Origin of the sequence: Haloarcula sp. K1 (assembly GCF_001647155.1) — an archaeon.
GTDB classification, from domain to species: domain Archaea; phylum Halobacteriota; class Halobacteria; order Halobacteriales; family Haloarculaceae; genus Haloarcula; species Haloarcula hispanica.
Genome location: NZ_LRHL01000017.1, coordinates 12629 through 39136 on the forward strand (window position 1 = coordinate 12629; position 26508 = coordinate 39136).

Genomic DNA, 26508 nt, shown 5'->3' on the forward strand with positions numbered 1-26508 from the left:
GCGTGGGGGCCGGACCAACTAAGTACTCAGGTCGCAGTCGGCCTCAGATGGCGGTGTCCGACCGGCCGTCGAAGTTCCGCTCGTCGCGGTACTGCTCGACGAACGCGTCGACGTCGAACTGGAGCATCTGCTCCTCGAACTCCGCCATCACGTCGTCGTCCTCGGCGTGGCTGATTGCGTGTTCCATCAGTTCCACGAGCAGTTCGACGACGATTTCGTGGAGGCGGCGGGAGTCGAAGTCGCTCACCCACGCCAGCGAGAAGCCGACCGACCCGTCCTCGCTGGTGTCGGCGGCGACGACTTTCTCCGGGAACTCCTCCATGACGACACCCATCAGGTGGACGGTGGTGAACTCGTCGTAGTCGTCGTTGGTCTCGATAGTCGCGTGCAGCACTTCGGTGAGAAACTCCGGGACGAAGCGTGCCAGCGGGTGCGGGTCGAGCACGACGGCGTGTGTCTTCCCGCAGTCGCACGCGAACTCCCGCATGCCCAGATGGAGGTCATGCGTGTCGACGCGTTCGCCACAGGCCAGTTCGAGTTCGGACTCGCGCCCGCCGGGCACGCGCGGTTCAGCCATTGCTTGTCGTTGTATGCTCGCGTGGTTAAACACCGCGGTCTCTGATCGCGGCGCAGACCTGCGAGCGGAGGGTTATGGCTGGCGCGATGGTATCAGCAGGGGCAGTCGAAGCGCTATGTCCGTGTTCAGAACCCGTCGTCGTCCTGGTCCGCTCGCACCTGAACGTAAGCGTCCGTAATCACGGCAAGGCTAAACGCCTGCACTGGCGCGTTCAGCACCATCGACGCGACCTGCAGAACCGACTGGGACGGCAGGTCAAACGACCCGGGAAGGACCACTGAGATGACGGACGCCGTCGAGGGAATGCCCGGAATGATACCGAGAAGGAACAGGATGAACAGAAGCACGATGATCTGTGCCGGGGCGTCCATGAAGCGTGCGACACAGTGTTTGATTGTCTGGACGTAGCCGCCGTCGAACAGGGCGATCGCCTGCAGCAGGTACACGAGTGCAAGGCCGACGACCAGAGAGGCGAGAACGCTACCGAGCGACGCGACGAGACTTAGTATAGCCTGTCCGTTGAGTTGGAAAAACGTCGAGCTCATCGAGATTGCGAACATCACGATTGCGATGCCGCCACCGAGGACAGCCGCCATCACGGCACGCTCCGACGCGTTGTCGCTCCTGATTTCGCTCTGGTCTGCGAACAGCCGGATACCCCAGAACTTGACGAGCTGTCCGAACACGAGGAACACCAGCAGCAACACCACGGCAACCGGAGCTGCCAGATCAAGGCTGAACGGTCCGACGAAATCCGCCATCGAGAACCCCGGACTGCCCGCCCCAGCAGGGCCACCCGCGCCACTGGGGGCGCCCTGTGCCATCAACTCGTCGAACAGCACTTCCATTAGCGACGAGCTTGCGACGGTGTTTCCGAGGTTGTACAGGAGAAAAACGCCCATGACCAGCAGGCCGCTTTCGCTGGTCACATCGTCGATACCGCGCCGTAACGCGTCACCGGTATGGAGGGCCATATCTTCAGTCGCTCTCCGGGAAAATATAAAACTATTCGAATCGAAGGTTCCCGCCGACAGCGGAGCCGTGCCGCCTACGGCCAGTCGTCGCGCTCCTCGTCCGCGTCGGTTGTCGCGTCCGGCGTCTCGGGTTCGCCAAGGTCCCAGTCGGCCGCCTCTGCGGCCTGCGTGACTGGGAGGTACTCCCAGCCCGCCGCCTCGGCGAGGTCAGCGTCCTCGTCGTCCGCACCGACAAAGACGTGCCGGTCGGTGTCGAACTGCTCTCTGACGTTTTCGAGACTCTCCTCGCGGCCGCGCGGCCCGGAGAAGAAGTCCTGTCTGATCCGGTGTTTCCGGGTGAAGTTGGTCACGACGTAGGTGGGCTGTTCGGAGATGACGCCGACGTACTCAGACCACTGGCGCGCGTCGTTGAACACGCTGTCCGGATAGGCCAGTTGCTTGAGGGCGTCGAGGTCGAACGCGAGTGTCATATCGCCGCTGCCGCCATCCATACGCGACACTCCGCTTTAGGCCGAAAAAAGAGCGTCGTTCTCCCGCGGGCAGTTACTTTCGGTGCTGGTCCTGCTCGGCGAGCCGGTTAGCCTCCTCCTGTAGCTCCGCCATCTCGCTGGAGGCCTGACGGTCGCTCTGGCCGTGACTGTAATTGACCGACGCATCGAGCAGCGAGCCGGCGAAGCTACCGCTGTCATCGGCTGCTGCGTCTGCCGCACCCGACTGGCCGTCACGACGAATGAGCCGGACAACGATGCTGGAGAGGGCGTCACGCATACGCATCGCTAACGTCCGCAGCGCTGAAAAAGATCGGTGTCGGCGAGCCTTATTCGGCCGGTGCGGGCGTCTGTGCCTTGACTTCTTCGAGGTCCACTTCCTTCTCCAGCAGCAGTTCCTTCTTGTCGGCGACCTGCCGCTCTTCGCGGATGAGCTGTTTGAACGCCGACTGCTGTGAGAGGTCGCCGATCAGCACGCCGCCGATGAGCTGTCCGTCCTCGAAGGCGAGACGCCGCCACTCGCTGTCGGAGTACTTCCGTTCGGCCTCGTCGTCGCCGCGGGTCGGGTGCCCGAAGGAGAGGAACGGGAAGTCGAAGTGCGTGATGGAGTACGAGGAGACCCAGCGGAACTCCTTCTCCTCGGCGTCTGCGACCATGTTCGTCCCGGCGACCGACCCCTGTTCCTTGGCCGAGCCCCACGCGCCGTTTTGCGCCTGGGAGTCGAGGATGGTGTCGTAGAACTTGGTGAGGTCGCCCGCGGCGTAGATGTCCTCGACGTTGGTCTGCATGTACTCGTCGACGACGACGCCGTCGTCGAGTTCGAGCCCCGTTCCGTTGAGGAACTCGGTGTTGAAATCGAGGCCGATAGCGACGCCGGCCCACTCGCCGTCGTAGTGGTTGCCGTCGGGGTCGACGGCACCGGTGACGTGGCCGTCGTCGTCGACTTCGAAGTGGTCGACGCCGGACTCGAAGACGGGTTCGACGCCGTTCTCTTCGAGGGCCTCGTGGATGATCTCCGCGCCGTCCTCCGAGAGCGCGTAGCGCCACCAGCGGTTGCCACGCATCAGGTACTTCGCGTCGATTTCCTGAGCGGCACAGACCGCCGCGAGGTCGATGCCGAGCAGGCCCGCCCCGACGATGATGCCCTGATCGGACTCATCAGCGTGCTCGCGGATGCCACGCGCGTCCTGGAACGTCCAGAAGTGGTGGATGCCGTCGGCGTCGCTGTTCTCGACCGGTAGCTGTGCTGGCGTCCCGCCCGTGGCCACCAGCAGCTTGTCGTACTCGTAGGTGTCCCCCTTGTGGGTGTGGATCTCGTGAGCGTCGGGATCGATGTCCGTTACGTGGGTGTTCAGCTGCAGGTCGATGTCACGCTCGTCGTACCACTCCGGCTCGTGAATGGAGATCGGCGCTTCCGGCAGCTTCCCCTTGGCGAACTCCTTGATGAGGATCCGGTTATACAGTGCCTCCCCCTCGTCGGTCAGGACTGTGACCGACGCGTCCGGGTCCGCTTCCCGGATTGTCTCGGCTGCGGACGCACCCGCGATGCCGTCACCGATGATTACGTGCGACGTGCTCATGTACGGCCGATACGAAATCGGGCTTAATGTGGATTGCTATCTGCGTATCGTTTGCGATATTGCGCGGAACACCGCGAAGGACGCCGATAGTCGAGGATTTGAAGGCGCTGGGGCCCGTATCGGTGATCGAAATGAAAATATACCAGAACCCGCGCCACTGGGCGAGCAAGAAGGCGCTGACCACGCCCGGCGTCCGGTCGGTGGCCAACTACGGGCTGGTGAAACTCCACACCAAAATCTTCCTCGGGAAGGCCGACGAGGCCCACCGGGAGGAGCGGCGTGACCACCTCGACGACTTCTTCGACGCCACGATGGACACCTACGTGGCCACGCTCCAGGCAGATTACTCGGAGGCCGAGGCCCGGGAGATAACCCACATCCAGGCGAACTTCGACTTCTACAACCACGGCTGGACGGAGATGATGGAGTTCCCGGCCGACGAACTCGAAGCCCACTACGAGCGGTACGCGGACTTCTTCGACGCCCACGACATCACCATCGACGACCCGCTCGGGACGTTCCGCCCGGCCGGTGGCGTTGCCGACGCACCGTCGACGCCGGAGCGACTGGACGAGCCGGAACACCCCCACGCCGTCGGTGGGTTCGCCGACGACGTGTACGTCGAAACCGAGGACGGCGAGATGATCGTCGGCGGCGGCCGCGAGGAGCCGGAGGACGTGAGCCCGACCGACGCGCCGGTCATCGACGAGGACGACGTGGAAGGCGCGGCTGGCGACTGACTCGGGCGGCGATTACAGGATTTCTTCGGCAGGACGCTCTCAGCGCTGGGCTTCCGAAAGCGGCGAATCGTGGTCCGTCGCCGCTGTCGGTCCGCTTGCGATCCGGTCGGCGCATTCGAAGCCCGCGACGATACCGCCGTTGAGCGAGCGCTCCGGGTACTGGGCGCGCGAGGCCATCCCGGCGTAGTAGAGGCCGTCCGCGACGGCGTCGCCGAGGTCGTAGGGGATGACCATGTCCAGATAGCCACGCTCGTACACCGGTGCCGTCCGGGGATTGCGCCCCGTCCGAATCCAGTTGACGGCGTCCCGGTCGAACTCGGGGAACAGCGATTCGATGCCGTCCAGCCACGTCTCGGCAACCTCGTCGTCGCTCTGTTGCCAGATGGCTTCTGATTCGTCCTGGATGTAGCGCGCGACGTACAGCAGATGTTCACCGCCATACCGCTCGGCGGAGACGAAGTTCGTATGTTCGATGAGCGCGCCGAAGGGAGCGTCGTCGGCGATGTTCAGCCAGTACGTATCCAGCAGGGGTTCGTCCATGCTGATGACCGAGCACACCGTCCCCTGGAAATCGATATCGCAGGTGTAGCCGGTCAACTCCTCCAGTACGTTCGGCATCGCCGCGACGACGACGTCGTCGGCTTCGTGAACCGTCGTCTCGGTTCCGTCCGTGGCCGTCAACGACGAGACGGTCCCGCCGCTCGTCTCGATGTCGGTCACACGCGTGCCCGTCTCGATGTTCTCGGGGCCGACGGCGTCGACCAGCGCGTCGAGCAGTCGGCCGAACCCGCCGTCGAAGTAGCCCAGGATTTCGCCGTTCAGGATGTCCCGCTCGCCGCGGAACTTGACCCGCCCGAGCAGCCACGCGGCGCTCACGTCGCCTTTCCGGTCGCCGAACTTCGCGTCGAGCAGCGGCTCGAAGAAGTTCTCGTAGACGCCCCGCGTCGTGTGTTCGACCACGAACTCCTCGATAGGCACGTCCTCGAAGTCCTCTAAGCGTTCGTAGGTGTCGAACGACGGGATGCCGCCGCGAACGTCGATGTCGAGGACGAGCATCCCCAGCCGGAACGTGTCGTACAGCGAGAGATGCGGGTACGAGAGGATCTCCCAGGGCTTGTCCATGGGGTGGACGACGCCGTCGACGTAGTAGGCGTTCTCCCCGATGTGCCACTCGACCGCGTCACCGAGGCCCAGGTCCTCGGCGAGTTCGACGATGGTTTCCTCGGATTTCGAGAGGTGGTGATAGAACTTCTCGATGGGGTCCCCGGCCGTCTCGTAGGTCGCTGCCAGGCCGCCCAGATCCTCGCTCGCTTCGAACACACGGACCTCGTGGCCGCGTTGCTGGAGCCGGTACGCTGCCGAGAGGCCGGCGATACCGCCACCGACGACGCCAATCATACCCCGACCTATCAGCGGTCGTGGGATTTAGTTTGCGCTTCGGTCGCCGCCGTCTCCGTGTCGTCGTGTCCGAAGTCATCTTCCGCCTCATCACCCGTCACCGCCTGCTGGAATTCGAGGATCGCGACGGTCCCCGTCGGGTGGTTGTCCTCGAACCAGAGCGTCCCGCCGTACAGGTCCATCATGACCGAGACGAAGTAGAGGCCGAAGCCGCCAGCGGTCTGGTCGGGCGAGAGCCCGCGTTCGAACACCGTCGTCTTCAGTTCGTCGCTCATTCCGGGGCCGTCGTCGGCGATACGGACCTGCAGCCAGTCGCTGGCCTGCTGGACCGAGACGGTCACTTGCGGGGTGTCAGCGTTGTTGTGGTCGACCGCGTTCCGGAGGATGCTCAGGAGGACCTCTTCGAGCAGTTCGTTCGCCTGCACGCTGTAGTCTCCGTCCAGTTCACAGGAGATCGATACCGAATCGTACTCGACCCGGAGCGACTCAATCGAGCGACGGAGTGTGGCGTTGAGGTCGACGGCGTCCAACCGCTCAGCTTCGCTCGCCGTCACGGTGTTGTTGATATCCCGGATCGTTTCGCTCATCTCCGTGAGCTTCCCACACCAGTTGCTGATGCTGTCGAGATGCCGTCGTTTCGACCGCGGCACGTCGGTTCTGATGTGCTCCGCGCGGCCGCGGATGACGACCATCGCGTTGTGCAGCGAGTGTCTGAGGACGCCGTTGAAGAACTCGATCTGCTCGCGGCGTCGCTGGACAGAACTGCGGCTCTGGCGGAGTTCGCGCTCGCGTTCCACCTGGTCGAGGGCGACCTGCGTCGTCTGTGCCAGAATCGCGGCGTATCGCCTGTCCTCCGTGGCGAGGGTGCTGTCGTGGGACGTGATCGCCATCACGCCGTGGGAGCCAAGCGGCAGCATCAGCGCGTTGTCCAGTGGGTCGAGTCCGTCCTTATCGAGCGAGACGGCCTGTATCTCACCGGTTTCGTATGTCTTCCAGAGCTTGCTTTCGGGCTCGTCCGTCGGCGAGGCGTACAGCAGTTCGTCCTCGACGTGTTCCGCAATCGATTCGCTAATGACGGCCGGTTCGAGGATGCCGTCGTCTTCGAGGAACACGCCCGCCGCGTTCTGGTCGAGGACGGCCGTCGCGAACTCGACAGCCATCTCCGCGACCGCCTCGGCGGTCTCGGCCTCGATAAACTGCTGGGTCGCGGCCTGTAACGCTTCGAGTCGGTCCTGGCGGCGCTGCTGGCCGGTCACGTCCCTGAGAACGACGAGCCGACCGCGTTCCGTCCCGGACTGGTCGGTGAGGCTCGTCGTCTGTGGGTTGTAGTACGTGAACGAATCTCCGAACGAGAACACCTCGCCACGCTCGATGTGGTCAACGAGCCCCGGGACGAGGTCGTCAAGCAACTCTCCGTCGGGGTCCGGCTGATCCAGTGCGCTGGCCGCCGCGGCGTTGTAATCAATGATGACACAGTCGTCGTTGAGAGCGATGACCGGGTCGGGGAGGTTGTCGACGAGGGTGTCACCCGACAGCGTCGTCACAGACAGCGACTCGTCCTTGAACAGTACCCAGCCGACGAGCACCGCGTTGAGCGAGAACGCTACCGGCGTGAAGTCGATGGCCGGGTGCGGCGTGTAGCCGAAATCATACAGCACAGCGACGAATATCGGAAGGCCGGTTCCGATAATGATCGCCGCTGTCTGTCGCCGATAGACGTTCTGCGACCGGAACAAGAACTCAATCAGGAGTGCGTATCCGAGCAGTAACAGCCCGTAACTGACGGCGAGAAGTACCGCGAACGTGGGACCACGCTGGATGGCGACCAGCGTCGTACCGAGCTGAGTGACAGGCACGGCCACCACTTCGACGAGGTCGTGTGCCTGGTCCGTCAGCAGTAACAGCACGTCCGCGTTCACCACGAGAAACAGCGGGACGAGAGACGATGGCCGAAGCCACGACTGTCGGCCGGTGTAGACGAGCGCGAAGACGACCCAGAGCCCGATGACCTGCATAGCGGCGGTTCGCGACAGCAGGTACACTGTCCTGACAGCGGCGGGGTCCGAAACTAGTATCTGCCATATCGAGAGAGCACACCAGCAGCCCCCAGCGACCGCGAGCCAGCCGTACTGGCGAGCGCCGGGGACATCCTGGTTTCGGGCGGCGACGACAGCGATTGCGAAACCGATGAGCGCCCCACCCGCGTTCCCGAGGATGGCGACCGTGGCGATGTCGACATCCATATCGATACCTATTCCAACGTCAGGTTTCCCTGTATTATGCCTTTGGGCCGCGTTCTCAGTACTGCGAAACGGCCACAGTGTCGGTTCGCTACCTTTTTGCCTACACTGCTGAAATTCGCAGGCATGCTGACAGTCCGGGCGCCGGCTACCAGTGCGAACCTCGGGAGCGGCTTCGACGTGTTCGGCGTCGCACTGGAGCGTCCGGCCGACGTCGTCCGTCTGGAGAAGGCCGACCGGGTCACCATCGAAATGACTGGCGCTGGCAGCCAGTATATCCCGGAGGACCCCGACAAAAACACCGTCGGCGCGGTCGCCGAGGCGCTCGATGCGCCGGCACGCATTCAGATAGACAAGGGGGTCCGTCCCGCATCGGGGCTGGGCTCCTCCGCGGCCAGCGCCGCCGCGGCGGCCGTCGGGCTGAACGAACTGTACGACCGCGGCTACTCCCGCGAGGAACTGGTCCCAATCGCCGCCAAGGGCGAGGCCGTCGTCTCCGGGGACGCCCACGACGACAACGTGGCCCCCTCCATCATGGGCGGGTTCACCATCGCGACCGAGAAGGGCGTCACGCAGGTCGATGCCGACATCCCCCTCGTCGCCTGTCTCCCCGACATCGTCGTTTCCACGCGGGACGCGCGCAACGTCGTCCCCGAGACCGCCCGCGTCGATCAGATGGTAGAGACGGTCGGCAACGCCGCGTCGCTGACGACGGGGATGCACCGCGACGACCCCGAACTCGTCGGCCAGGGGATGCACGACACCGTGGTGACGCCGGCCCGCGCGAAGCTCATCGACGGCTACGAACAGGTTCGTGAAGCCGCGCTGGCGGCCGGTGCAACCGGTGTCACAATCTCCGGGGCCGGCCCGACGGTTATCGCCGCCTGCGCAGAGGAAGACCGTCGGCAAATCGCGAGCACGATGCTCGACGCCTTCGGCGAGCGCGGGGTCGACGCCCGGGTGTACCAGACACGTATCGGCGGCGGCGCTGAAGTGTTCTGAGACCGTCCGCAGGTCCGCGACGGTACGCTCCGCGACTAGCGGACAGGTCCGTTTCGAAGGCAGTCGCGGAAAAGCGGGAAGGAGCATCTCGTCAGCGGTGTCTACAGGTGGGATTGGGGCACTTGGCCGGTATGCAGGCGGTGTGGGTGCACCGGGGATGACAGGGACTACTTCGTTCCATATCGTGCCGGGAGATCAGCGAGAAGACCGGGCTGTTCATCCCGCACGCGGTCAGTCGTCGACGAAGAGAGATACCCCCGTCGGGCGATGAGACGTCTGTACCGCGTTATAGCACTATGTACTGCTATTAGTAACAGCAAGGCGTCTCGCCGCGCTACCTGAATAGCAATGGCATCTCAGACGGGGCACGCGCTTCCAGCAGCATACGACGCGCTCAACATCGGTATCGCACTGTACGACCCCGACAGTGGTGCTATTCTGGACGGCAACGAACGGCTAGCAGAGATATTCGGATACTCAGTTTCGGAGTTGCGCGAGCGGTCGATCAGCGAGTACACCGCAAACACATTCGTCCACTCTGTCGCCGATTTCAGGTCCCGGTTGCAAGACAGCGCCGCAGGCGGGTCGCGCCAGTTCACGTGGCGGATCAAACGGGCGGACGGCGAGCTCATCTGGGCCCGGATTCACCTCTCGGAGCGGGTCGTGTCCGGGAGGACGTACGTCTGTGCGGAGATCCGTGACATCACGGAGTACTTCGAGACACACCACCGCGAGGAGCTCCTCTGGCGGATACTGCGACACAACCTGCGGAACGAAGCGACAGTCATCGCCGGAAACACAGCCCGTATCACAGCTTCGGCCGGGACTGAGGCCGTGCGGGATGCCAGCAAGACGATTCGGTCTCGCGTCGAAAACCTCACGAACATCGTCGAATCCGTCAAGCAGATCGAACGGGCAGTCGCGCGCCCCGGCACAGACTACACCCGCTGTCACGTCACGCGCAGGGTACGAGGTGTCGTGAACACCATCCTGACCGACTACCCTACTTCAGAGATTACCGTTACCGAACGGGCAGAGCTGTGGGTAGACAGCAATGACGCATTCACATACGCACTCACCCACGCCATCGAGAACGCAATCATTCACAGTGAGGCTGTCACCCCGTCAGTCGAGGTATCCGTCGGTCCGTCACCGAACACCGGCCGAGTGGAGATCTGCATTCGCGATTCGAACCCCCCGATTCCAGATACGGAGATCAGCGCGCTCTTCGACCCGACGCAGGCCACAGAAACGGCGCACGGTACCGGCGTCGGCCTGTTCGTGATGAAGTGGTGTATTGAGTCTCTCGGCGGTGAACTCCGATTCGAGCGGAGCGGTGACGGGAACGCCGTCTTTTTTTATTTACCGGCACGGGACCCGCCGGACGACCAGCAGTAGCGCGCCAGTCCTCGACTGCGAGACGTGGTCGGGCAGATACTCAAAGCAAGAAGCCGAAGACGAAAGGCAGGTCAGCCGCCCTGGACGAACTCGTTTCGAACGTCCCGGAGCACTGCCTCGGCGTGCCCGTCGGGGTCCGAGAGGTCCGGGTCGTAGACAGACTTGATTTCGCCATCGGCGAGCACGAACGTTCGGCGGTCCGTCCGGCCGCCGCTGGTGTCGAGGCCGAACGCTTCGGCGACGGTCCCGTCGGGGTCGGCAAGCAGGTCATACAGCAGGCCTTCCTCCTCGGCGAACTCATCGTGGGTCGCCACGTCGTCCATCGAGACGCCGTAGACGGTGATACCGCCCTCGCGGAACTGCGGGAGGTGTTCCTGAAAGTCGCGGGCTTCGATGGTACAGCCGCCGGTGAAATCTTCGGGATAGAAGTACACCACCGTCGGCTCCTCGAAGTCGGGCGAGACGGGTTCGCCGAACTGGTTCTGGGCGCTGACGTCGGGCGCTGGCGCTCCGGGTTCGAGCATACCGTCGGTTGGTCGGCGGGGCCGACACACCTTTGGGTGGCGGCAGCACGACCCGACGGCAGGATTTGGACAACCATTTAACTGACCCCTGGGAACCCCTGCCTATGTCGAATCCGCGAATCCTGATTCTCGGGCCGCCGGGAGCCGGTAAAGGAACTCAGAGCGCCAACCTCGCCGAAGAGTACGGCGTCGAACACATCACGACCGGTGACGCGCTCCGGGCGAACAAGGACATGGACATCAGCGACATGGACACCGAGTACGACACGCCCCGCGAATACATGGAAGCGGGCGACCTCGTGCCGGACGCGGTGGTCAACGCTATCGTCGACGAAGCGCTGTCCCAGGCCGACGGGTTCGTCCTCGACGGCTACCCGCGCAACCTCGAACAGGCCGAGGAGCTGGAAGGGATGACCGACCTCGACGTGATTCTCTCGCTCGATGTCTCGCGAGAGGAGCTAGTCGACCGGCTCACGGGCCGGCGGGTCTGTGACGACTGCGGAACGAACTACCACGTCGAGTTCAATCAGCCCGAAGAGGACGGTGTCTGTGACGACTGTGGCGGCGACCTCATCCAGCGCGACGACGACAACGAGGAGTCCGTCCGCAACCGACTGGACGTGTTCGACGACAACACCGCACCGGTCATCGACCACTACGGGGACCACGACGGCTTCGTCGCCGTCGATGGCGAACAGACGCCCGACGAGGTCTGGAGCGACATTCAGGACGCCGTCGACGCACAGACGGCCTGAGACGCGACGGAACCGCCGTTCGAGGCCGATATCGTCGAGACAGTCAGAGTAAAACGTTGATATGCCGTCGCACCTCAAGCACACACAATGGCACGTACCGCGCCGAAGGTAGAACGACTCGCCGAAGACGGCGAGGCAATGACTGATGCGCTCTCGACGGTACTCGCTGCGGCCGAAGAGAACGGGACCGTTACCTGGAGCGACGTGAGCGACGACCTCACGAGCGGCGAGTGGGGCCGGCTCATCGAATCCGGCCTGCTCATCGACGCCGACGGCGAGGGGTTCGTCATCGACGATCCCGAGGGCGTCCGCGAGGCGCTTGAAGAGTCCGACGCCGAGCCCAGCGACGATGACGACGACAGCGGCTGGTCGAAGTGGGACAAGCTCGCCGGCCTCGGGACGCTCGGCCTGTTTGCAGGCTACTCGATGACCTCGGTCCGTGACGTTATCGCAGGCGGGGTCATCGACATTGTCCTCGGGCCGCTCAACGATATGCTTCCCTTTTATGTCGTCATCCTGGTGCTTGCGATCATCACCGGCACCACCTCGACGATTCTCCAGGACAACCTCATGGATATGTCGGGGATGGGCGACCATCAGGAGAAGATGGAGGACCTGAAAGAGCGCCGCAAAGCCGCGAAGGAACGCGACGACCAAGAGGCGCTTGACCGTCTGGAAGAGGAGCAGATGGAGCTGATGACCGACCAGATGGGGATGTTCAAACAGCAGTTCCGCCCGATGGTGTGGATCATGCTGGTCAACATTCCGCTGTTCCTCTGGCTCTACTGGATCGTCTTCGGAGCCGGCGTCGACGCGAGCCCGGTGATTACGCTCCCCATCTTCGGCGAGGTCGAAGCGTGGAGCAACAGCGTCGCCGGCCCAGTCCAGGCGTGGATTGTCTGGTACTTCCTGTGTTCGCTGTCGTTCACCCAGATCATCCGGAAGGCGCTCAACGTCGAGACAACGCCGACCGGGTAGGCGCGAAGAGACAGCCCTTTCTATCGGGGCCCCCCGAACACCTCTATGTTGATTACCGTCTCCGGCCCGGCCGGCAGCGGCAAGAGCACACTTGCCAAGAGCCTGGCCGACGCCCTGAGCTACGAGCACGTCAGCGGCGGCGATATTTTCCGCTCGCTGGCCGAAGAGCGCGGGATGACACCGCTCGAACTGAACAAAGCCGCCGAGGAGGACGACCAGATCGACCGCGACCTGGACCGTCGGCTGCGTGACATCGCCGCCGAGCGCGACGACCTCGTGCTGGAGTCCCGGCTCGCCGGCTGGATGGCGGGCGAGTACGCCGACATGAAACTGTGGCTGACCGCGCCGCTCGATGTGCGCGCTGACCGCATCGCGACGCGGGAGAACAAGCCCTTCGAGCAGGCAAAGACCGAAACCCGGGAGCGCGGCGAGAGCGAGGCCCAGCGCTACAGCGACTACTACGACATCGATTTCGACGACCTCTCTATCTACGACCTGGCGGTCAACACCGCTCGCTGGGACCCACAGGGAGTCCTGAGCGTGACCCTGCACGCCGTCGAATCGTACAGCCCGGACGGCGACGAAGGGAAGGCACCGGTCGAGAACATCCGGTACGAGTTCTGAGCCGATGACACTCCGTGCCCCGCCCGGCGAACGGGACCTCGATTCGCTTCGCTCTTTCGGCGTCGTCAACCTCGACAAGCCCCCGGGCCCGTCGGCCCACCAGGTGGCGGCCTGGATCCGCGACGCCACCGGCCAGGACCGGGTCGCCCACGGCGGGACCCTCGATCCGAAGGTGACCGGCTGTCTCCCCGTGTTGCTCGGCGACGCCGCCCGGATGGCCCAGGTGTTCGACGACGCCGTCAAGGAGTACGTGACGGTGCTCGAACTCCACGACCAGGCCCCCGCCGACATCGCGGATATCGTCGCCGAGTTCGAGACCGAGGTCTACCAGAAGCCGCCCCGGAAGAGCGCGGTCAAGCGCCAACTGCGCGCGCGGCGGATTCACTCGCTGGACATCCTCGAACAGGGCGAGCGTCGGCTGCTCCTGCGCGTCCGGTGTGCTTCGGGCACCTACATTCGGAAACTGTGTCACGATATCGGGCTGGCGGCGGGGACCGGCGCACACATGGGCGACCTCCGCCGGACGGCGACCGGCACCTTCGACGACGCGTCGCTGTCGACGATGCACGACCTCGTCGACGTGCTGGCCTTTGCCGAGGACGGCGACGAGGGGCAACTGCGCGAGATAATCCAGCCGGCGGAGCGCGCGCTGGTCCACCTGCCGCGGGTCACGATTGCACCGAGTGCTGCTCGGGAAGTCGAAGACGGTGCCCCGGTGTATGCGCCGGGTGTCATCGAAGCTGGGCCGGCCGAAGCCGGCGACGCGACGCCCGAGACGGGTTCGCAGGTTGTCTGTGTCACGCCCGACGGCGCTGCGGTCTGTCTGGGAACGCTCGTCGGCGACCCGGACGCCGACAGCGGCCTCGTTGTCGAACTCGACCGCGTGCTGGTGTAGGTTGCCGTTCCGGGACCAACGTCGATAATTACGGGTCAGGTACTCATGAGCCGCGGGAAAAGCTAAGAACGCCTCTCCCATAGTACTAGTATGGACCGATGGGTCGATCCCGACGAGGCCGACCCGGCGCAGTGGCGTGGAACGGGGCCGTACGATGACCTGCGCCGGGGCGAGGAGACGATCTCAGTGCTCGAACGCGCAATACGGACGCCACTGCCGTATCAGTACGAAATCGAGATCCACCATGACGACGACGTCGCCGAACAGTTCCGGTCCAGCGAATACAAACACGCACGTATCGTCTACAACAGCGGCGTTGACCCCAACCGACGGATCAAGCTCCTTACCCGCGGAGTGCTGTGGGGTGGCGACGAACTACACCAGCGGTTCCAGGCGCAGTACCGTCGACCGCCGCCACCCACTGAAACCGTCCCGTTTGAGGAGTACACCGTCTGGAGCCGGTACCAGTACGGGACCATCGAGCGAACAGACGACGGGCTAACCTTCACCGAGAGCGAGGCAAACCCGGACGAATCGCTCCGGGAACTCGACTGGGCGACCCTTTTCGACCCGGTCCGGGAACGGCTCGCAGAGTTGGAACTGGTTCGGAACCCCTCCTTCGCGAAATACCGCTTGAAAGAACTCGATGAGTGGACTGCCTATCGAGCGCGGTTCCAGTACGACCCCGGCGCGTTCGCCATCGGTCCCTGATTAGGGGATCTATAATAAATCAGGATGGGGTGGTACACAACGGCATGAAGCACCTACTAACTGCGGTCCCGCTTCAGCCCGGTGGCGGGTTCCTCGAACTGGCGCTGCTGTTTCTCGTCCTCGCCGTCGTTGCTGGGCTGGCCGGCCTGGGGGGCGTGGCGGGGCTCAGCATGCGAATAGCGAAGATACTCGTCGTCGTGTTCCTCGTCCTGATGGTCGTTAGCTTCCTCCTGTGACGCCGGCTTCGGTGGGTAGTGTCACCGCCACACCGTTTCTGAATCCTTTTATCCATGTGACGACTTCTATCGGGTATGACCGAGCAGGACGCAGCCGACGACACGGCCGCGACGGAGGAGTCGACCGCGAGCGAGGCGCAAGCGGACGGCAACGTCGACGCGGATTTCGAAGACGCCCCCGAGGACGTCACCGCGGACGAGGTTGACCTGGGCGAGTTCGACGTCGACGACGATCTGGTCGACCGGGTCGCCGAATCGGACCCCGAAGACGTCGCTCGGGAACTCTCCGCACTGCGGACACGCGTAGACAGTCTCGAATCGCAGGTCGAACAGCAGGACGACGACATTGAGGAGCTAGAGGAGAAGCTCAAGCGCAAGCAAGCGGAGTTCCAGAACTACAAAAAGCGGATGGACAAGCGCCGCGAACAGGAACAGAAGCGCGCCACCGAAGACCTCGTGACGCGGCTGCTCGACGTTCGGGACAATCTGGAGCGCGCGCTCGGACAGGACGAGGACACCGATATCAGAGGCGGGGTCGAGTCCACGCTCCGTCAGCTTGACGACGTGCTCGACGCCGAGAACGTCGAGGTCATCGACCCCGAGCCCGGCGGAGACGTCGACCCGACACAGCATCAGGTGCTCGCCCGCGTCGACAGCGACCAGCCGGACGGAGCCATCGCCGATGTCCACCGGCCGGGCTACGAGATGGCCGACAAAGTGCTACGCGAGGCACAGGTCACCGTCAGCGAGAGCGAGGAGTAGCGGGCGACCACGATGGTATAGCGGTCGTATTGCGGTACATTAAATAATCACCGGTCAGGGAACGCCACCGAGTATAAAACCGCCCGGAGGAGGCCCCTTTGTCCGTTTTTCCGGTCAGTACATCTAGCAACTTTTAACCGGCGCAATCCGCTATGAGCGGGTAAGATGGCGAGCAACAAGATTCTGGGTATCGACCTTGGGACCACGAACAGCGCGTTCGCGGTCATGGAAGGTGGCGACCCCGAAATCATTGTCAACGGCGAAGGCGAGCGGACGACACCCTCTGTCGTCGCGTTCGACGACGGCGAGCGACTCGTCGGGAAACCGGCGAAGAACCAGGCGGTAAAGAACCCCGACGAGACCATCCAGTCGATCAAGCGCCACATGGGCGAGGACGACTACTCGGTCGAACTGGACGGGGAGGAGTACACGCCGGAGCAGGTCTCGGCGATGATCTTGCAGAAGATCAAACACGACGCCGAGGAGTACCTCGGCGACGAGATCGAGAAGGCCGTCATTACCGTCCCGGCGTACTTCAACGACCGACAGCGCCAGGCGACCAAGGACGCCGGGGAGATCGCCGGCTTCGAGGTCGAGCGCATCGTCAACGAGCCGACCGCGGCCGCGATGGCCTACGGCCTCGACGACGAGTCCGACCAGACCGTCCTCGTGTACGACCTCGGGGGCGGCACCTTCGACGTCTCCATCCTCGATCTCGGTGGGGGCGTCTACGAGGTTGTCGCCACGAACGGGGACAACGACCTCGGTGGCGACGACTGGGACCACGCCATCATCGACTACCTCGCAGACGAGTTCGAGGCTGAACACGGCATCGACCTGCGCGACGACCGGCAGGCCCTCCAGCGGCTGACCGAAGCCGCCGAGGAAGCCAAGATAGAACTCTCCTCGCGCAAGGAAACTCGCATCAACCTCCCGTTCATCGCGACCACGGACGACGGGCCGCTGGACCTCGAACAGAAGGTCACGCGCGCGAAGTTCGAGTCCCTTACCGAGGACCTCATCGAGCGCACCGTCGGGCCGACGGAGCAGGCGCTTGCTGACGCGGACTACACCAAGAGCGACATCGACGAGGTCATCCTCGTCGGCGGTTCGACGCGGATGCCCCAGGTGCAAGACCAGGTCGAAGAGATGACTGGGCAGGAGCCGAAGAAGAACGTCAACCCCGACGAGGCCGTCGCGCTGGGCGCGGCCATTCAGGCCGGCGTCCTCTCGGGCGATGTGGACGACATCGTCCTGCTCGACGTGACGCCGCTGTCGCTGGGTGTCGAGGTCAAGGGCGGTCTGTTCGAGCGGCTCATCGACAAGAACACGACCATCCCGACCGAGGAATCGAAGATCTTCACGACCGCCCAAGACAACCAGACGCAGGTCCAGATCCGCGTCTTCCAGGGCGAGCGTGAGATCGCCGAGGAGAACGAACTGCTCGGCGCGTTCGCGCTCTCCGGCATCCCGCCGGCCCCCGCGGGCACGCCCCAGATCGAGGTGTCGTTCAACATCGACGAGAACGGTATCGTCAACGTCGAAGCCGAAGACAAGGGCTCGGGCAACAAGGAGGACATCACCATCGAGGGCGGTGCCGGACTCTCCGACGAACAGATCGAGGAGATGCAACAGGAGGCCGAACAGCACGCCGAAGAAGACGAGCAGCGCCGCGAGCGCATCGAGGCCCGCAACGAGGCCGAGGCCTCGGTCCGCCGTGCCGAGACGCTCCTCGACGAGAACGAGGAGGAGATCGACGAGGACCTCCAGTCCGACATCGAGGCGAAAATCGAGGACGTCGAGGAAGTCCTCGAAGACGAGGACGCCACGAAGGAGGACTACGAGGAGGTCACCGAAACCCTGAGCGAGGAACTGCAGGAGATCGGCAAGCAGATGTACCAGGACCAGGCCCAGCAGGCTGCCGGCGGCGCAGCGGGCGCTGGTCCGGGCGGCGCAGCCGGGGCCGGCCCCGGCGGTGCTGCCGGTCCGGGCGGCGCAGCGGGCGGCGCGGCCGAGCAGGGCGAGGAGTACGTCGACGCCGACTTCGAAGACGTCGACGACGAGGACGAGGACTAACAGGACGGGGCCGAGTCGTCGGCTCGGAAGATGAGCGAAGCGATATCTTCCGGTGTTTCGAGACGTGAGCAGAGCGAACGTCTCGAAGACGATGACGAAGAATAAGTCGTTTTCATCAGCCCGTTAGACGTAACCTAACGAACGTTCAACGGCAATCAGTGCGTATTTTCTAATCGGACGAAAGTACTGAGACAGGGGCCGCGAGTGTGCGGAATAGTAGCAAATTCGTAAAGCGAGTGAGTTGGGTCAGAAAGATAATCTATCCAGTACATAGCTGAGTTCTATCACTTTGGGTCAATGATCGCAGTAAGTGGACACATCGCTTGTCGATGCTTGTAGCCAAGCAATCGGAGCATTAGTAGGATTATCCTAACGGAAGTAACCCTGACAATCAAAACAGTATAAGATAATGAAAATAGTGCATATATATCAGATAGACGGGCGTATAGCCGCGCAGTGAGCAATCAGGAGCGAATCCAGCCACAGTGTCTGAGCGCCCAACTCGACGCGGTGCGACACGAGGACCGCCGTCAGATACTATTCGCGTTACGTGACGCGGAGCGGTGGCGGCCATCCGTCTCGGAGTTTGATGGCGGTCGGACACCAGTGGGCGAGCCAGCAATCCCGGCAGACTTCTATCATCGGCATCTCCCGAAGTTGGCGGAGATAGGGCTCATCGAATGGGACCGGGAGACCCACTGGGTAACACGCGGCCCGGAGTACGAGCAGGTCCGGCCGCTCCTTGCGTTCCTCTCCGAGAACTACGACGAGTGAGAGATAGGGAGCGCAAAATCCCGAACTGCGTTGTTCGCTAATCCTGTTCGAGTGGCGTCATTTCCACGACGCCCTGCGAGAGGAGGCGGCGCGCGATGACGATGAGTCCATTTCTGAGTCCGGTCGCGAAGATGGCTTGTTCGTTGCCGGTCTGCGGGTCGATTGATCTGACGAGCATCGCTGACCGGTCGACGAGCAGGAGCCGCCCGACAGCAGCATCCTCCTGCGGGGTTATCTCGCCGCGGAGCCAGTCCAGTTCCGACAGGAACGCGGTGGCGCGTGGGATCTCCCGTTCCACGCGGTCCCGTATCGATGCGGACCCGCTACCGACGATAAGATCGATATCCGAGTCGATGGAATTGAGTTGCTCGATCAGTGGCTCGGTGAGGACCGCGTCGGAACCGATGACGAGGACCACTTCGTCAGTGGTCTCCTCGATGATTGCCGCGGCACGGTTCTCGATAGCGTCGGACCCGGAAAGCGACCAGACCTCCTGTAGCTCGGCCTCGTCGTCGTCGGACTCGATGCTTCCCATCTCGCGCAGCGCGGACTGGAGGCGTTCGACGCGCTCTTCGTACTGATCGCGGAGCGTTTCGGTGGCCTCGGAGAGCGGGACAGCCCGGAACTGCTGGGGGCTCGAATGCTGGACCTCGACCAGCCCCTTCGCTTCGAGAATCCGAACGGCGTCGTAGACGCGCGTTCTCGGAACCTCCGTTACCTCGCTCAATCCCTTCGCTGTACCGCTGGACATCCGAGAGAGTCCGACAAAACATTTCGCCTCGTACTCTTTCAGGCCCAACTCCTGGAGTAAACTTACTGCTTCTTCGTGTGTTGCATCAGATGTCATGTGTCCCAACCTTCATCTCGGTGGAAGCCGAGGATGTGTAGAGAGATGACGCCCACAGGTAAAAGACGTTGTTACTGTAACACTGTCGGCTCTCGTCTCAGTGAGCGGTGGTCGACGAACGATCCACGGTGTATCGTAACTGAATGGGCCTCTAGCCGTTGTAATCGGTGATGTGTGTCGACGTTGTTTCTACGCGACAGTTATATTTACTCAATTAATCACACAACTGTTATACATGGGTCCTGACTATGAGTAGTTGGCACGCAGCAATCTATGTGTCCCAACCACATCTGCTGCGTGCTACTTTCAAAAAGTCGGTCCGACAGGCTTTGAGCGATGTGTCTGGAACGTGATTCGGCCGAAGCGGATCGCTGTCAGATAGAACTCAGCAGTCATCTCGCTGCCCGTAACTTCACCGCCCGATGGAAACAGTTCACTCCGAAAAGCAAGTTCATCAGATAGCTATTGTATCAGCCTACGGTTATAAACTGTAACCAGTACTGTACATTCGCGGACACGTAACCGGTGTTCACTCGGGTATTAGGTAGCCGTATTATACATCACATATCCAACTGATGAATTGACAGTAGAATTAATATGATAGATAGACATATTTCCAGTAATGAGTGGGTCCGACAGGCGGCCCGACCGGACATCTGACGACCCGGACACCCTCCACGCGGAGTTCGACTGGGACGTTGTCTCACCGTCAGTCGCGGTGATGCAAACGGTCGCGATCGCGGCTGACCGAGAGGCCATAGAGCTATCGCCCCTCATCGAAACGCTCGATCCGGACGCGCTTGACGAGCTATTTGTCCATGCATCAGGTCCGGACAGAGCCGTCTCGCTCTCGTTTCAGCTGGACGACTACGCAGTGACCGTGACCGGAGCCGGGGACGTGTATGTCCGCACCGGGCCCGTCCGTTCGTGACCGTTTGCAGGACAGGCACACCACCGATGGCGGCCGGTGACGCTTCCCGGAGACGCTATACGGACCCGCCCGTGAGGTGCAAACAGTCAGCCAGTCTCGTTACCGAGCGTCACTGTGTCGAGCGTCGTCGTCCGCTCGCCCGGCGCACCGAGTGGGCGGCCGGTCCAGCGAACCGCAATCGTATCGCCGCTGTCGAGGAAGAAGCCGACGGAGACGTCGCCGTCAAGGTAGTTACCGTCACCGTCTGAGTCCACGCGCGGGTCGTCAAGAACGATTGTATCGTCGGATTCGACGGGTAGCTGGTCCGCCTCAGCCCACGTCAGCGTGGTCGAGCGGTTCCGGTCGGCATCAGTGACGACGAGCGCCAGCGCGTGCGTGCTGGTGTCCGTGAGTCTGTCCCCGCCAGCGTGGGTAAGCGTGACCGCCCCTGCCTCGGCGTCGAACTGGCCGTCGATGGTGACCGACGGGGACGCCGTCCGCAGGTCCGCGCCGGGGCCGACGACGAGTGCGGCCAGCCCGACGACGGCCAGCGCCGCGAGCCCCCAGACTGCGACTCGCTCGACCGTGACGAGACCCCGGTGACCACGCGACGACTCAGGATTCATTGCCCGAATCCTCCCCCGGCACGGAAATAAGCGCCCCGGTACGGTCCGAACGCTGGAGTCGTTAGTTGAATGTTCGAGGACCCGTTCAATTGGACCACGGTAAAGAGCTATAGTAGCCATTGAACAGCAATGCACACCTGATCGCACGACAGCAGTGTGATCAGTGTGTAAGCAGTACAGTCAAACACTACTAGTCGGCAACCCGTTCTTTTGAAGTAGCTCAATCGTCTAAGCCTCGTACAACGAATGAGTCAGGATTTCTACGAGATACTGGGTGTCTCTCGGGACGCCTCCGAAGACGAGATCAAGGAGGCCTATCGAGAGAAAGCCCGGGAATACCACCCGGACGTGAGCGACGACCCCGACGCCGAGGAGAAGTTCAAGAAAGCCAAGAAAGCCAAGGAGGTCCTTACCGACGAGGAGAAGCGCCAGATGTACGACCAGATGGGCCACGAGCGCTTCGAGCAGGCCGAGAAGCGTGGCGGCGCTGGCGGTGGCGGCGGCCGCGGCGGCATGGGCGGGGACCCCTTTGGCGGCGGCGCTGGCGGCTTCGATATGCAGGATATCTTCGACCAGTTCTTCGGGGGCGGCGGCCGCGGTGGGCGCGGCGGCAGCCGACGGCGGCAGGGCCAGGACCTCCAGACGCGACTGGAAATCGACCTCGAAGAGGCGTACAACGGCGCGACAAAGCAGCTGAACGTCACCCGGCCGGAAGCCTGCGACGACTGTGACGGGGCCGGGCATCCGCCGGGGGCCGACTCGGAGACCTGCCCGGAGTGTAACGGGCAGGGCCAGACGACGCAGGTCCAGCAGACACCGATGGGGCGGGTGCAGCAGCGGACGACTTGCCGCCGGTGTGACGGCGAGGGGACGCTGTACGACGAGACGTGTTCGACCTGTCGGGGCAACGGCGTCGTCCAGAACGACGCGAGCCTCGAAGTCGAGATCCCGGCCGGCATCGCCAACGGGCAGACGCTCCGGATGGAGCGCGAGGGCGCGCCCGGCGAGAACGGCGGCCCGAACGGCGACCTGCTCATCGAGGTGAGCGTGCGCGACCACCCGGACTTCGAGCGCGACGGCGACGACCTGCAACACCAGCAGGCCATCTCGTTCCCGCAGGCCGTCTTCGGCGACACCATCACTGTCCCGACGCTGGACGGCGAAGTCGAAGTCGACGTGCCCAGCGGGACCCAGAGCGGCGAGGTGTTCCGACTGGAGGGCAAAGGAATGCCGCGACTCCGCCGACGCGGCAAGGGTGACCTCTACGTACAGGTGCAGGTCGTCACGCCCGACAGCCTCAACGCCGAACAGAAGGAGGCCCTCGAACAGTTCGCGGAGGCCGGTGGCGAGGAGGTCGACGTCGAGGAAGGCTTCTTCGAGAAACTGAAGAACTCGCTGTAGTCAGTCGCCGCTCGCCGGCGTCCCGTCTGAGCCGGACTGACCCTCGTACTTCGCAAGCGCCGCCGAGAGCGCGGCGTCGGCATCGACATCGAGTTGTTCACACAGCGCGAGCAGCGCGAACAGGGCGTCGCCGAGTTCCTCCTCCCGTATCGACAGCGCCGTCGAGTCGGTACCGTAGCCGGTCGTTTCGTTGACTTCGGCCGCGATGTCACCGAGTTCAGCCACCACGTCGAGCAGCCGGTGGGCGGGCGGTGTGTCGAAGTCATTGTATCTGAGTACGTCGGCGACTTGTTGTTGTCTTTTCATTTCTAGAGCGTGGAGGAGGCCACTTATATCGGCTTTGTGGCCGCGCTGTTTTTCATCGGCGGGGCCGAACGACGACACATGCAGGTACTCGGTGACCTTGTCGCGCAGGCCCGCGACCGCGACGGCGTTCTCTTTCGCTCGCCGGAGCGGTCGACACCGTACAGCTACTCCGATTTCGCCACGAACGCCTGGAAAGGAGGAAATCTGCTGCGGCACTACGGCGTCCGGCACGGGACGCGGGTTGCCGTCGTCGTCGGCCCGAAAGAGCCAACTGACGAGGACCAGCCGGGCTACCTTCGGGACGGGCCGGACGCGCTGCTTGCCTTCCTCGCGGCCGCGCTCGATGGCGCGGTCGTGGATATGGACCCGCCGAATGCGGTCGATGCGACGGCGCTTATCGCACCAGCGGCGTGGCTCGACCGCTACACGCAGGGGCCAGGGACGAAGGGATTAGCATACGGCGGCCCAGTCGATGATCCCACCATCGCCCAGTTCGAGCGGGAGCTGTGGAGCGAGAACCCGCTCCAGCCGCCGGGCGAAGTCGCGCCCGAGGACGACGTGTTGGCGGCCGACAGAACGTACACGCACGGCGATCTCATGGCCGAAAGCAGTCGTGTCGTCGCAGACTACGATATCGGCGCGGAGACGACTGTCGCGCTCCGGGCACCGATGACGACGGCGGGGGCAATCGTCGCCGGACTGCTTGCGCCGATGCGGGCCGGCGCGACGGTGGTGTTCGGTGGCGACGAGACTGGGGATATCGCTGTTGCTGACGGGGATGCGCCGGAAGAAACCGTTGTTCGGCCAGACGACACGACGCCGTCGTAGCTCCTTTTAATCGTCCGCTACGGGGCCGTTTAGCGAGTCGCGCGGTACTCGCCGTGTTTGACGCCGAGCGCTAGAATTAGCGCGAAGACGACTATCTGCCCGACACTGACGGGAAGTGCGATACTCGAAGGCATTCCCATGAACGAGCCACTCACCATTACCCCGACAAGGACGAGAAAGGCGATTGCAGTCTTTGTCGTATCGAATTCCATAACAGCCGATCATTGGAGCCCGGGTCGTCTAAACGTTGGCTTTGCGGTTACTCTGTCGGGCGGACGAAGTCCGCAAGCGTCACCAGTAGGCCGAGCACCCACCCCAGCGGGATAGAGATGCCGAGCCAGATGATGACGTAGGCGATACCTTCCCGGTCGAAGTTCTCGATAAAGAACTCAGCGACGCCGACGGAGGCCAGCACCTCGTAGAGGAACCACCGCGACAGCGAGTCGCTCGCTGGAATGACGACCGAGGCGACGGTCGTCGAGTACAGCGCTGCGACGACCGGCGGCAGGAAAATGGCCGTCATAGCGAACGGATATGCCAGCGCGACCGTCGTCCCACGGCCGCCGACCCGCCGGAACGTGACCGCGAGCGCGCTCGATAGCGTCGCAACGCCGCCGGCGACAACCACGGCGGTGAACCCACCCGACACGAGGTCGATACTCCCCGGTTCGAGTCGCGCGAGAGCCGCCAGGCCACCCCAGGCGACGACGGAGAGTAGAACGACGCCGACGACGCCCAGGCGGGTCGCCGTGCCGTCGATGCGACGGGTCTGGTAGCGCAGGACGACGCCACACAGTACCAGCGGATACACCAGCGCGATGACTGGGACCCCGAGCGCAGACCAGAGGCGATAGAGGGCCAACCCAACCGAGGAGTCCGGCGTCCACGTCCCGAGGACGGTGTCGTTAGCGTTTCGCTGACGTGGATACACGAGTTCCATCCACGTTTCGTGTAATCTATTGAGGTCGATACGGATCCCGCCGACGACCCCGTGGCTTCCGGTAGACATACCGGTGGTTTCGTTCTACCGGCGTTAAATGTTTCACGGCAGCCGTGGCAGTTGTGATATGCTGTGAAGAGTACTGCCCCGATTCGAAACCGACATATTCAGGACGGGGAGTCACAAACGGTCAGGTATGACAGACGGTAGAGCGGACGTGTCCCGTCGGGGCTTCCTGCGGACGGCGGCAGGGGCCACGGCTGCGTCGGCCGCAGCAGGCACCGCGACCGCACAGGAAGGCACCGAGGGCGGCGACGGCGGTGGAGGCGGCGGCGAGCCGGACTACGGCGGTTTCCTGGACCAGGTAGGGAACTTCGACGGGTCGACCGTCGACGCAACCGGACAGGACACAGCGACGGTGGAGGTCGGCGTGCAGGCCAACGGCGGAGCCTTCGGCTTCGGCCCGCCCGCAATTCACGTCGACAACGGCGCGACCGTCCAGTTCGAGTGGACAGGTAACGGCGGCGGCCACAACGTCGTCTCGGACGGCGACGGGCCGCTGGACTCCGGTAGCGCTGTCTCAAGCGCCGGCGTCAACTACGAGCACACCTTCGAGGAGGACGGCATCTACCCCTACGTCTGCGTGCCACACGAGAGCCTCGGCATGAAGGGGGCCGTCGTCGTCGGGACGGACTACCCAGCGAAGTCCTCCGGCGGCGGTGGTGGTAGTGGGAGCTCCGGCCCGCCGGAAGTGCCAAACAGCGCGAAAACGCTCGGCGTCGCAACCTCGTTCGTGATGGTCGCGACGCTCGGACTCGCGTACTTCTTCATCCGGTACGGCGGCGACTACGAGACGCCCGAGTAACGCTCCGTCGCCGCGTTACACCGAATCCGGACCGGCGTGAATCTCCAGATCGACGTCCCGTTCCTGCCCTTCGAGGTCCTCGACGACACGTTCGACGATTTTGGTCGCCTCTTTGCGGATGAGCGGCTTGACTTTCTCGATGACCCAGTCCATCGAAACGAGTCTGGGGAGGTCGACGGCATTGTCCGAGGCCGACCCGGGGTCGAACGCAACGTGAAACCGCACCCGTGACGCCGTCTCCACGTCCGCCGGGACGCCGTCCGGGTCAGGCTCGACTGCCCAGTACCCTTCGGCGTCGATGTCCTTGACGATCCGCCAGTCGATGCGCGTCGGCGGTGAAACGTCAGTCACCGCCGACCGAGCGGTGTAGGAGAGCTGCCACCACGAGAACACGAGGTCGTAGTTCGTCCCCGGCGAGCCGTCGCCGTCCTGTACCACGCGATCGAGATACTCCGAGTATCGCGCGTAGCCCGGAAAGTCCAACAGAAACTCGTAGACCTCTTCGGGTGGGACGTACACGACCGTGCTGACCTCGACTTCGTCCACGTCTGTGACACCGGATGTACTGAAGGTAAACTTTCGGGCATCGAACCCCGGCCGTGGCCGCGCTTTTTGCCGAAACATTTCCACAGAGCATAATTACGAACAGAAAATATTATCACTCTGTATTGGGTATGGTGACAGTACCATGAGTGCATCCGATATCCAGTCCGCTGATACCGACAGCGAGCACGAGACCAGCGGGTGGGACGCCGTCCGCGATCTCCCGCCGAGCGCGAAACTCGTCGCGAAAGTCCTGGAGTACAACGAGACTCTGACTCAGAGCCAACTCGCCGAGGAGACGCTGCTGCCACCGCGGACGGTCCGGTACGCACTCTCCCGCCTCGAAGATGTCGGCGTTATCGACTCCCGGTTTTCCTTCGCCGACGCGCGAAAACGGATCTACACGCTGCAGGTCGAGTAGCCACCCGACACGACTCACGTCGAGTAATCGAACCCTGTATTCCGCGCCAAGAACCGTTTTACCGCTCCTTGTCGCCCGTTGACAGTGTG

31 protein-coding genes are annotated in these 26508 nt (G+C 63.3%); 17 read left to right on the forward strand and 14 right to left on the reverse strand.

Translation table 11 applies throughout. The annotated features are described in order from the left end of the window. Window positions 1-43: 43 nt before the first annotated feature. The 5 genes from AV929_RS06725 to AV929_RS06745 all read right to left on the reverse strand — a co-directional run bounded on the left by AV929_RS06725 (window position 44) and on the right by AV929_RS06745 (window position 3619). Window positions 44-577, reverse strand: coding sequence for a DUF5815 family protein (locus AV929_RS06725; protein ID WP_008310796.1), 534 nt, complete (start codon window positions 575-577; stop codon window positions 44-46). A 125-nt stretch (window positions 578-702) separates the two neighbouring features. Then, a complete protein-coding gene (locus AV929_RS06730) occupies window positions 703-1551 on the reverse strand; it encodes a hypothetical protein (protein ID WP_064287828.1) in 849 nt (282 codons plus the stop codon). 74 nt (window positions 1552-1625) lie between these two features. After that, window positions 1626-2042, reverse strand: a complete 417-nt coding sequence (locus tag AV929_RS06735) for a hypothetical protein (RefSeq protein WP_050037564.1) — start codon at window positions 2040-2042, stop codon at window positions 1626-1628. A gap of 52 nt (window positions 2043-2094) precedes the next feature. Continuing rightward, complete coding sequence (locus AV929_RS06740; RefSeq protein WP_050007783.1) at window positions 2095-2319, reverse strand: hypothetical protein; 225 nt, start codon at window positions 2317-2319, stop codon at window positions 2095-2097. Between the two features lie 49 nt (window positions 2320-2368). Further along, window positions 2369-3619 (reverse strand): NAD(P)/FAD-dependent oxidoreductase, encoded by a 1251-nt coding sequence (locus AV929_RS06745; RefSeq protein WP_014039558.1) that lies wholly within the window; start codon window positions 3617-3619, stop codon window positions 2369-2371. A 131-nt stretch (window positions 3620-3750) separates the two neighbouring features. Between AV929_RS06745 and AV929_RS06750 the strand changes: the two genes are divergently transcribed. After that, window positions 3751-4359 (forward strand): DUF6149 family protein, encoded by a 609-nt coding sequence (locus AV929_RS06750; protein ID WP_064287829.1) that lies wholly within the window; start codon window positions 3751-3753, stop codon window positions 4357-4359. A 39-nt stretch (window positions 4360-4398) separates the two neighbouring features. On the opposite strand, the gene AV929_RS06755 is transcribed toward AV929_RS06750, so the two are convergent. Both AV929_RS06755 and AV929_RS06760 read right to left on the reverse strand, forming a co-directional pair. Next, window positions 4399-5757: an NAD(P)/FAD-dependent oxidoreductase gene (locus AV929_RS06755; RefSeq protein WP_050037562.1), complete on the reverse strand. Its 1359-nt coding sequence runs from the start codon at window positions 5755-5757 to the stop codon at window positions 4399-4401. A gap of 11 nt (window positions 5758-5768) precedes the next feature. Beyond that, the gene (locus tag AV929_RS06760) at window positions 5769-8000 is read right to left on the reverse strand and encodes a histidine kinase N-terminal 7TM domain-containing protein (protein ID WP_064287830.1); all 2232 of its coding nucleotides are present in this window, start codon (window positions 7998-8000) and stop codon (window positions 5769-5771) included. Window positions 8001-8123: 123 nt separating this feature from the next. Here AV929_RS06760 and AV929_RS06765 point away from each other — a divergent pair, with 123 nt between their 5' ends. Together AV929_RS06765 and AV929_RS06770 are read left to right on the forward strand one after the other, a co-directional pair. Further along, entirely contained in the window at window positions 8124-8999 is an 876-nt protein-coding gene (locus tag AV929_RS06765) for a homoserine kinase (RefSeq protein WP_050037560.1), read from the forward strand. 348 nt (window positions 9000-9347) lie between these two features. Beyond that, window positions 9348-10397, forward strand: coding sequence for a PAS domain-containing sensor histidine kinase (locus AV929_RS06770; RefSeq protein WP_011224748.1), 1050 nt, complete (start codon window positions 9348-9350; stop codon window positions 10395-10397). 71 nt (window positions 10398-10468) lie between these two features. Here the strand turns inward: AV929_RS06770 and AV929_RS06775 are convergent, their stop codons facing one another. Next, window positions 10469-10921, reverse strand: coding sequence for a peroxiredoxin (locus tag AV929_RS06775; RefSeq protein WP_064287831.1), 453 nt, complete (start codon window positions 10919-10921; stop codon window positions 10469-10471). A gap of 104 nt (window positions 10922-11025) precedes the next feature. Between AV929_RS06775 and AV929_RS06780 the strand changes: the two genes are divergently transcribed. The 9 genes from AV929_RS06780 to AV929_RS06820 all read left to right on the forward strand — a co-directional run bounded on the left by AV929_RS06780 (window position 11026) and on the right by AV929_RS06820 (window position 18732). Continuing rightward, on the forward strand, window positions 11026-11676 hold the full coding sequence (locus tag AV929_RS06780; protein ID WP_050037558.1) for an adenylate kinase: 651 nt from the start codon (window positions 11026-11028) through the stop codon (window positions 11674-11676). A gap of 87 nt (window positions 11677-11763) precedes the next feature. Beyond that, entirely contained in the window at window positions 11764-12654 is an 891-nt protein-coding gene (locus tag AV929_RS06785; protein ID WP_014039551.1) for a DUF106 domain-containing protein, read from the forward strand. A 45-nt stretch (window positions 12655-12699) separates the two neighbouring features. Beyond that, the gene (gene cmk, locus AV929_RS06790; protein ID WP_008310814.1) at window positions 12700-13278 is read left to right on the forward strand and encodes a (d)CMP kinase; all 579 of its coding nucleotides are present in this window, start codon (window positions 12700-12702) and stop codon (window positions 13276-13278) included. A gap of 4 nt (window positions 13279-13282) precedes the next feature. Further along, window positions 13283-14173 (forward strand): RNA-guided pseudouridylation complex pseudouridine synthase subunit Cbf5, encoded by an 891-nt coding sequence (locus tag AV929_RS06795; RefSeq protein ID WP_064287832.1) that lies wholly within the window; start codon window positions 13283-13285, stop codon window positions 14171-14173. A gap of 90 nt (window positions 14174-14263) precedes the next feature. Next, entirely contained in the window at window positions 14264-14884 is a 621-nt protein-coding gene (locus tag AV929_RS06800) for a hypothetical protein (RefSeq protein WP_064287833.1), read from the forward strand. A gap of 44 nt (window positions 14885-14928) precedes the next feature. Continuing rightward, window positions 14929-15120, forward strand: coding sequence for a DUF1328 family protein (locus AV929_RS06805; RefSeq protein WP_014039548.1), 192 nt, complete (start codon window positions 14929-14931; stop codon window positions 15118-15120). A 75-nt stretch (window positions 15121-15195) separates the two neighbouring features. Further along, a complete protein-coding gene (locus AV929_RS06810; protein WP_014039547.1) occupies window positions 15196-15882 on the forward strand; it encodes a nucleotide exchange factor GrpE in 687 nt (228 codons plus the stop codon). Between the two features lie 165 nt (window positions 15883-16047). After that, window positions 16048-17958 carry a molecular chaperone DnaK gene (gene dnaK, locus AV929_RS06815; protein WP_064287834.1) on the forward strand — a complete coding sequence of 637 codons (1911 nt, stop codon included), beginning with the start codon at window positions 16048-16050 and terminating at the stop codon, window positions 17956-17958. A 456-nt stretch (window positions 17959-18414) separates the two neighbouring features. Then, window positions 18415-18732, forward strand: coding sequence for a hypothetical protein (locus AV929_RS06820; RefSeq protein WP_050007978.1), 318 nt, complete (start codon window positions 18415-18417; stop codon window positions 18730-18732). A gap of 37 nt (window positions 18733-18769) precedes the next feature. Here the strand turns inward: AV929_RS06820 and AV929_RS06825 are convergent, their stop codons facing one another. After that, entirely contained in the window at window positions 18770-19579 is an 810-nt protein-coding gene (locus tag AV929_RS06825) for a TrmB family transcriptional regulator (RefSeq protein ID WP_064287835.1), read from the reverse strand. Window positions 19580-20201: 622 nt separating this feature from the next. Here AV929_RS06825 and AV929_RS06830 point away from each other — a divergent pair. Then, window positions 20202-20510, forward strand: a complete 309-nt coding sequence (locus AV929_RS06830) for a HalOD1 output domain-containing protein (RefSeq protein WP_014039543.1) — start codon at window positions 20202-20204, stop codon at window positions 20508-20510. 86 nt (window positions 20511-20596) lie between these two features. On the opposite strand, the gene AV929_RS06835 is transcribed toward AV929_RS06830, so the two are convergent. After that, the gene (locus tag AV929_RS06835; RefSeq protein WP_014039542.1) at window positions 20597-21115 is read right to left on the reverse strand and encodes a hypothetical protein; all 519 of its coding nucleotides are present in this window, start codon (window positions 21113-21115) and stop codon (window positions 20597-20599) included. Window positions 21116-21361: 246 nt separating this feature from the next. Between AV929_RS06835 and dnaJ the strand changes: the two genes are divergently transcribed. After that, window positions 21362-22516, forward strand: coding sequence for a molecular chaperone DnaJ (dnaJ, locus tag AV929_RS06840; RefSeq protein WP_050037554.1), 1155 nt, complete (start codon window positions 21362-21364; stop codon window positions 22514-22516). On the opposite strand, the gene AV929_RS06845 is transcribed toward dnaJ, so the two are convergent. Beyond that, window positions 22517-22822, reverse strand: coding sequence for a MazG-like family protein (locus AV929_RS06845; protein ID WP_050007456.1), 306 nt, complete (start codon window positions 22820-22822; stop codon window positions 22517-22519). Between the two features lie 78 nt (window positions 22823-22900). On the opposite strand from AV929_RS06845, the gene AV929_RS06850 reads away from it, so the two are divergent. After that, complete coding sequence (locus tag AV929_RS06850) at window positions 22901-23650, forward strand: hypothetical protein (RefSeq protein ID WP_064287841.1); 750 nt, start codon at window positions 22901-22903, stop codon at window positions 23648-23650. Window positions 23651-23679: 29 nt separating this feature from the next. Here AV929_RS06850 and AV929_RS06855 read toward each other — a convergent pair whose 3' ends face one another. Both AV929_RS06855 and AV929_RS06860 read right to left on the reverse strand, forming a co-directional pair. Continuing rightward, a complete protein-coding gene (locus AV929_RS06855) occupies window positions 23680-23862 on the reverse strand; it encodes a hypothetical protein (protein WP_014039538.1) in 183 nt (60 codons plus the stop codon). A 47-nt stretch (window positions 23863-23909) separates the two neighbouring features. Beyond that, complete coding sequence (locus AV929_RS06860) at window positions 23910-24659, reverse strand: hypothetical protein (RefSeq protein ID WP_014039537.1); 750 nt, start codon at window positions 24657-24659, stop codon at window positions 23910-23912. A 127-nt stretch (window positions 24660-24786) separates the two neighbouring features. Here AV929_RS06860 and AV929_RS06865 point away from each other — a divergent pair, with 127 nt between their 5' ends. Then, entirely contained in the window at window positions 24787-25455 is a 669-nt protein-coding gene (locus tag AV929_RS06865; RefSeq protein WP_014039536.1) for a halocyanin domain-containing protein, read from the forward strand. A gap of 15 nt (window positions 25456-25470) precedes the next feature. Here the strand turns inward: AV929_RS06865 and AV929_RS06870 are convergent, their stop codons facing one another. Continuing rightward, entirely contained in the window at window positions 25471-26001 is a 531-nt protein-coding gene (locus AV929_RS06870; RefSeq protein WP_064287842.1) for a type II toxin-antitoxin system RatA family toxin, read from the reverse strand. A 142-nt stretch (window positions 26002-26143) separates the two neighbouring features. Here AV929_RS06870 and AV929_RS06875 point away from each other — a divergent pair, with 142 nt between their 5' ends. Continuing rightward, window positions 26144-26419, forward strand: a complete 276-nt coding sequence (locus AV929_RS06875; protein WP_014039534.1) for a helix-turn-helix domain-containing protein — start codon at window positions 26144-26146, stop codon at window positions 26417-26419. Window positions 26420-26508: the final 89 nt, after the last annotated feature.

Coding starts and splice junctions, on each gene's coding strand:
- AV929_RS06725 (WP_008310796.1), bottom strand. CDS start 577: ATGGCTGAACCGCGCGTGCCCGGCGGGCGCGAGTCCGAACTCGAACTG.
- AV929_RS06730 (WP_064287828.1), bottom strand. CDS start 1,551: ATGGCCCTCCATACCGGTGACGCGTTACGGCGCGGTATCGACGATGTG.
- AV929_RS06735 (WP_050037564.1), bottom strand. CDS start 2,042: ATGGATGGCGGCAGCGGCGATATGACACTCGCGTTCGACCTCGACGCC.
- AV929_RS06740 (WP_050007783.1), bottom strand. CDS start 2,319: ATGCGTGACGCCCTCTCCAGCATCGTTGTCCGGCTCATTCGTCGTGAC.
- AV929_RS06745 (WP_014039558.1), bottom strand. CDS start 3,619: ATGAGCACGTCGCACGTAATCATCGGTGACGGCATCGCGGGTGCGTCC.
- AV929_RS06750 (WP_064287829.1), top strand. CDS start 3,751: ATGAAAATATACCAGAACCCGCGCCACTGGGCGAGCAAGAAGGCGCTG.
- AV929_RS06755 (WP_050037562.1), bottom strand. CDS start 5,757: ATGATTGGCGTCGTCGGTGGCGGTATCGCCGGCCTCTCGGCAGCGTAC.
- AV929_RS06760 (WP_064287830.1), bottom strand. CDS start 8,000: ATGGATGTCGACATCGCCACGGTCGCCATCCTCGGGAACGCGGGTGGG.
- AV929_RS06765 (WP_050037560.1), top strand. CDS start 8,124: ATGCTGACAGTCCGGGCGCCGGCTACCAGTGCGAACCTCGGGAGCGGC.
- AV929_RS06770 (WP_011224748.1), top strand. CDS start 9,348: ATGGCATCTCAGACGGGGCACGCGCTTCCAGCAGCATACGACGCGCTC.
- AV929_RS06775 (WP_064287831.1), bottom strand. CDS start 10,921: ATGCTCGAACCCGGAGCGCCAGCGCCCGACGTCAGCGCCCAGAACCAG.
- AV929_RS06780 (WP_050037558.1), top strand. CDS start 11,026: ATGTCGAATCCGCGAATCCTGATTCTCGGGCCGCCGGGAGCCGGTAAA.
- AV929_RS06785 (WP_014039551.1), top strand. CDS start 11,764: ATGGCACGTACCGCGCCGAAGGTAGAACGACTCGCCGAAGACGGCGAG.
- cmk (WP_008310814.1), top strand. CDS start 12,700: ATGTTGATTACCGTCTCCGGCCCGGCCGGCAGCGGCAAGAGCACACTT.
- AV929_RS06795 (WP_064287832.1), top strand. CDS start 13,283: ATGACACTCCGTGCCCCGCCCGGCGAACGGGACCTCGATTCGCTTCGC.
- AV929_RS06800 (WP_064287833.1), top strand. CDS start 14,264: ATGGACCGATGGGTCGATCCCGACGAGGCCGACCCGGCGCAGTGGCGT.
- AV929_RS06805 (WP_014039548.1), top strand. CDS start 14,929: ATGAAGCACCTACTAACTGCGGTCCCGCTTCAGCCCGGTGGCGGGTTC.
- AV929_RS06810 (WP_014039547.1), top strand. CDS start 15,196: ATGACCGAGCAGGACGCAGCCGACGACACGGCCGCGACGGAGGAGTCG.
- dnaK (WP_064287834.1), top strand. CDS start 16,048: ATGGCGAGCAACAAGATTCTGGGTATCGACCTTGGGACCACGAACAGC.
- AV929_RS06825 (WP_064287835.1), bottom strand. CDS start 19,579: ATGACATCTGATGCAACACACGAAGAAGCAGTAAGTTTACTCCAGGAG.
- AV929_RS06830 (WP_014039543.1), top strand. CDS start 20,202: ATGAGTGGGTCCGACAGGCGGCCCGACCGGACATCTGACGACCCGGAC.
- AV929_RS06835 (WP_014039542.1), bottom strand. CDS start 21,115: ATGAATCCTGAGTCGTCGCGTGGTCACCGGGGTCTCGTCACGGTCGAG.
- dnaJ (WP_050037554.1), top strand. CDS start 21,362: ATGAGTCAGGATTTCTACGAGATACTGGGTGTCTCTCGGGACGCCTCC.
- AV929_RS06845 (WP_050007456.1), bottom strand. CDS start 22,822: ATGAAAAGACAACAACAAGTCGCCGACGTACTCAGATACAATGACTTC.
- AV929_RS06850 (WP_064287841.1), top strand. CDS start 22,901: ATGCAGGTACTCGGTGACCTTGTCGCGCAGGCCCGCGACCGCGACGGC.
- AV929_RS06855 (WP_014039538.1), bottom strand. CDS start 23,862: ATGGAATTCGATACGACAAAGACTGCAATCGCCTTTCTCGTCCTTGTC.
- AV929_RS06860 (WP_014039537.1), bottom strand. CDS start 24,659: ATGTCTACCGGAAGCCACGGGGTCGTCGGCGGGATCCGTATCGACCTC.
- AV929_RS06865 (WP_014039536.1), top strand. CDS start 24,787: ATGACAGACGGTAGAGCGGACGTGTCCCGTCGGGGCTTCCTGCGGACG.
- AV929_RS06875 (WP_014039534.1), top strand. CDS start 26,144: ATGAGTGCATCCGATATCCAGTCCGCTGATACCGACAGCGAGCACGAG.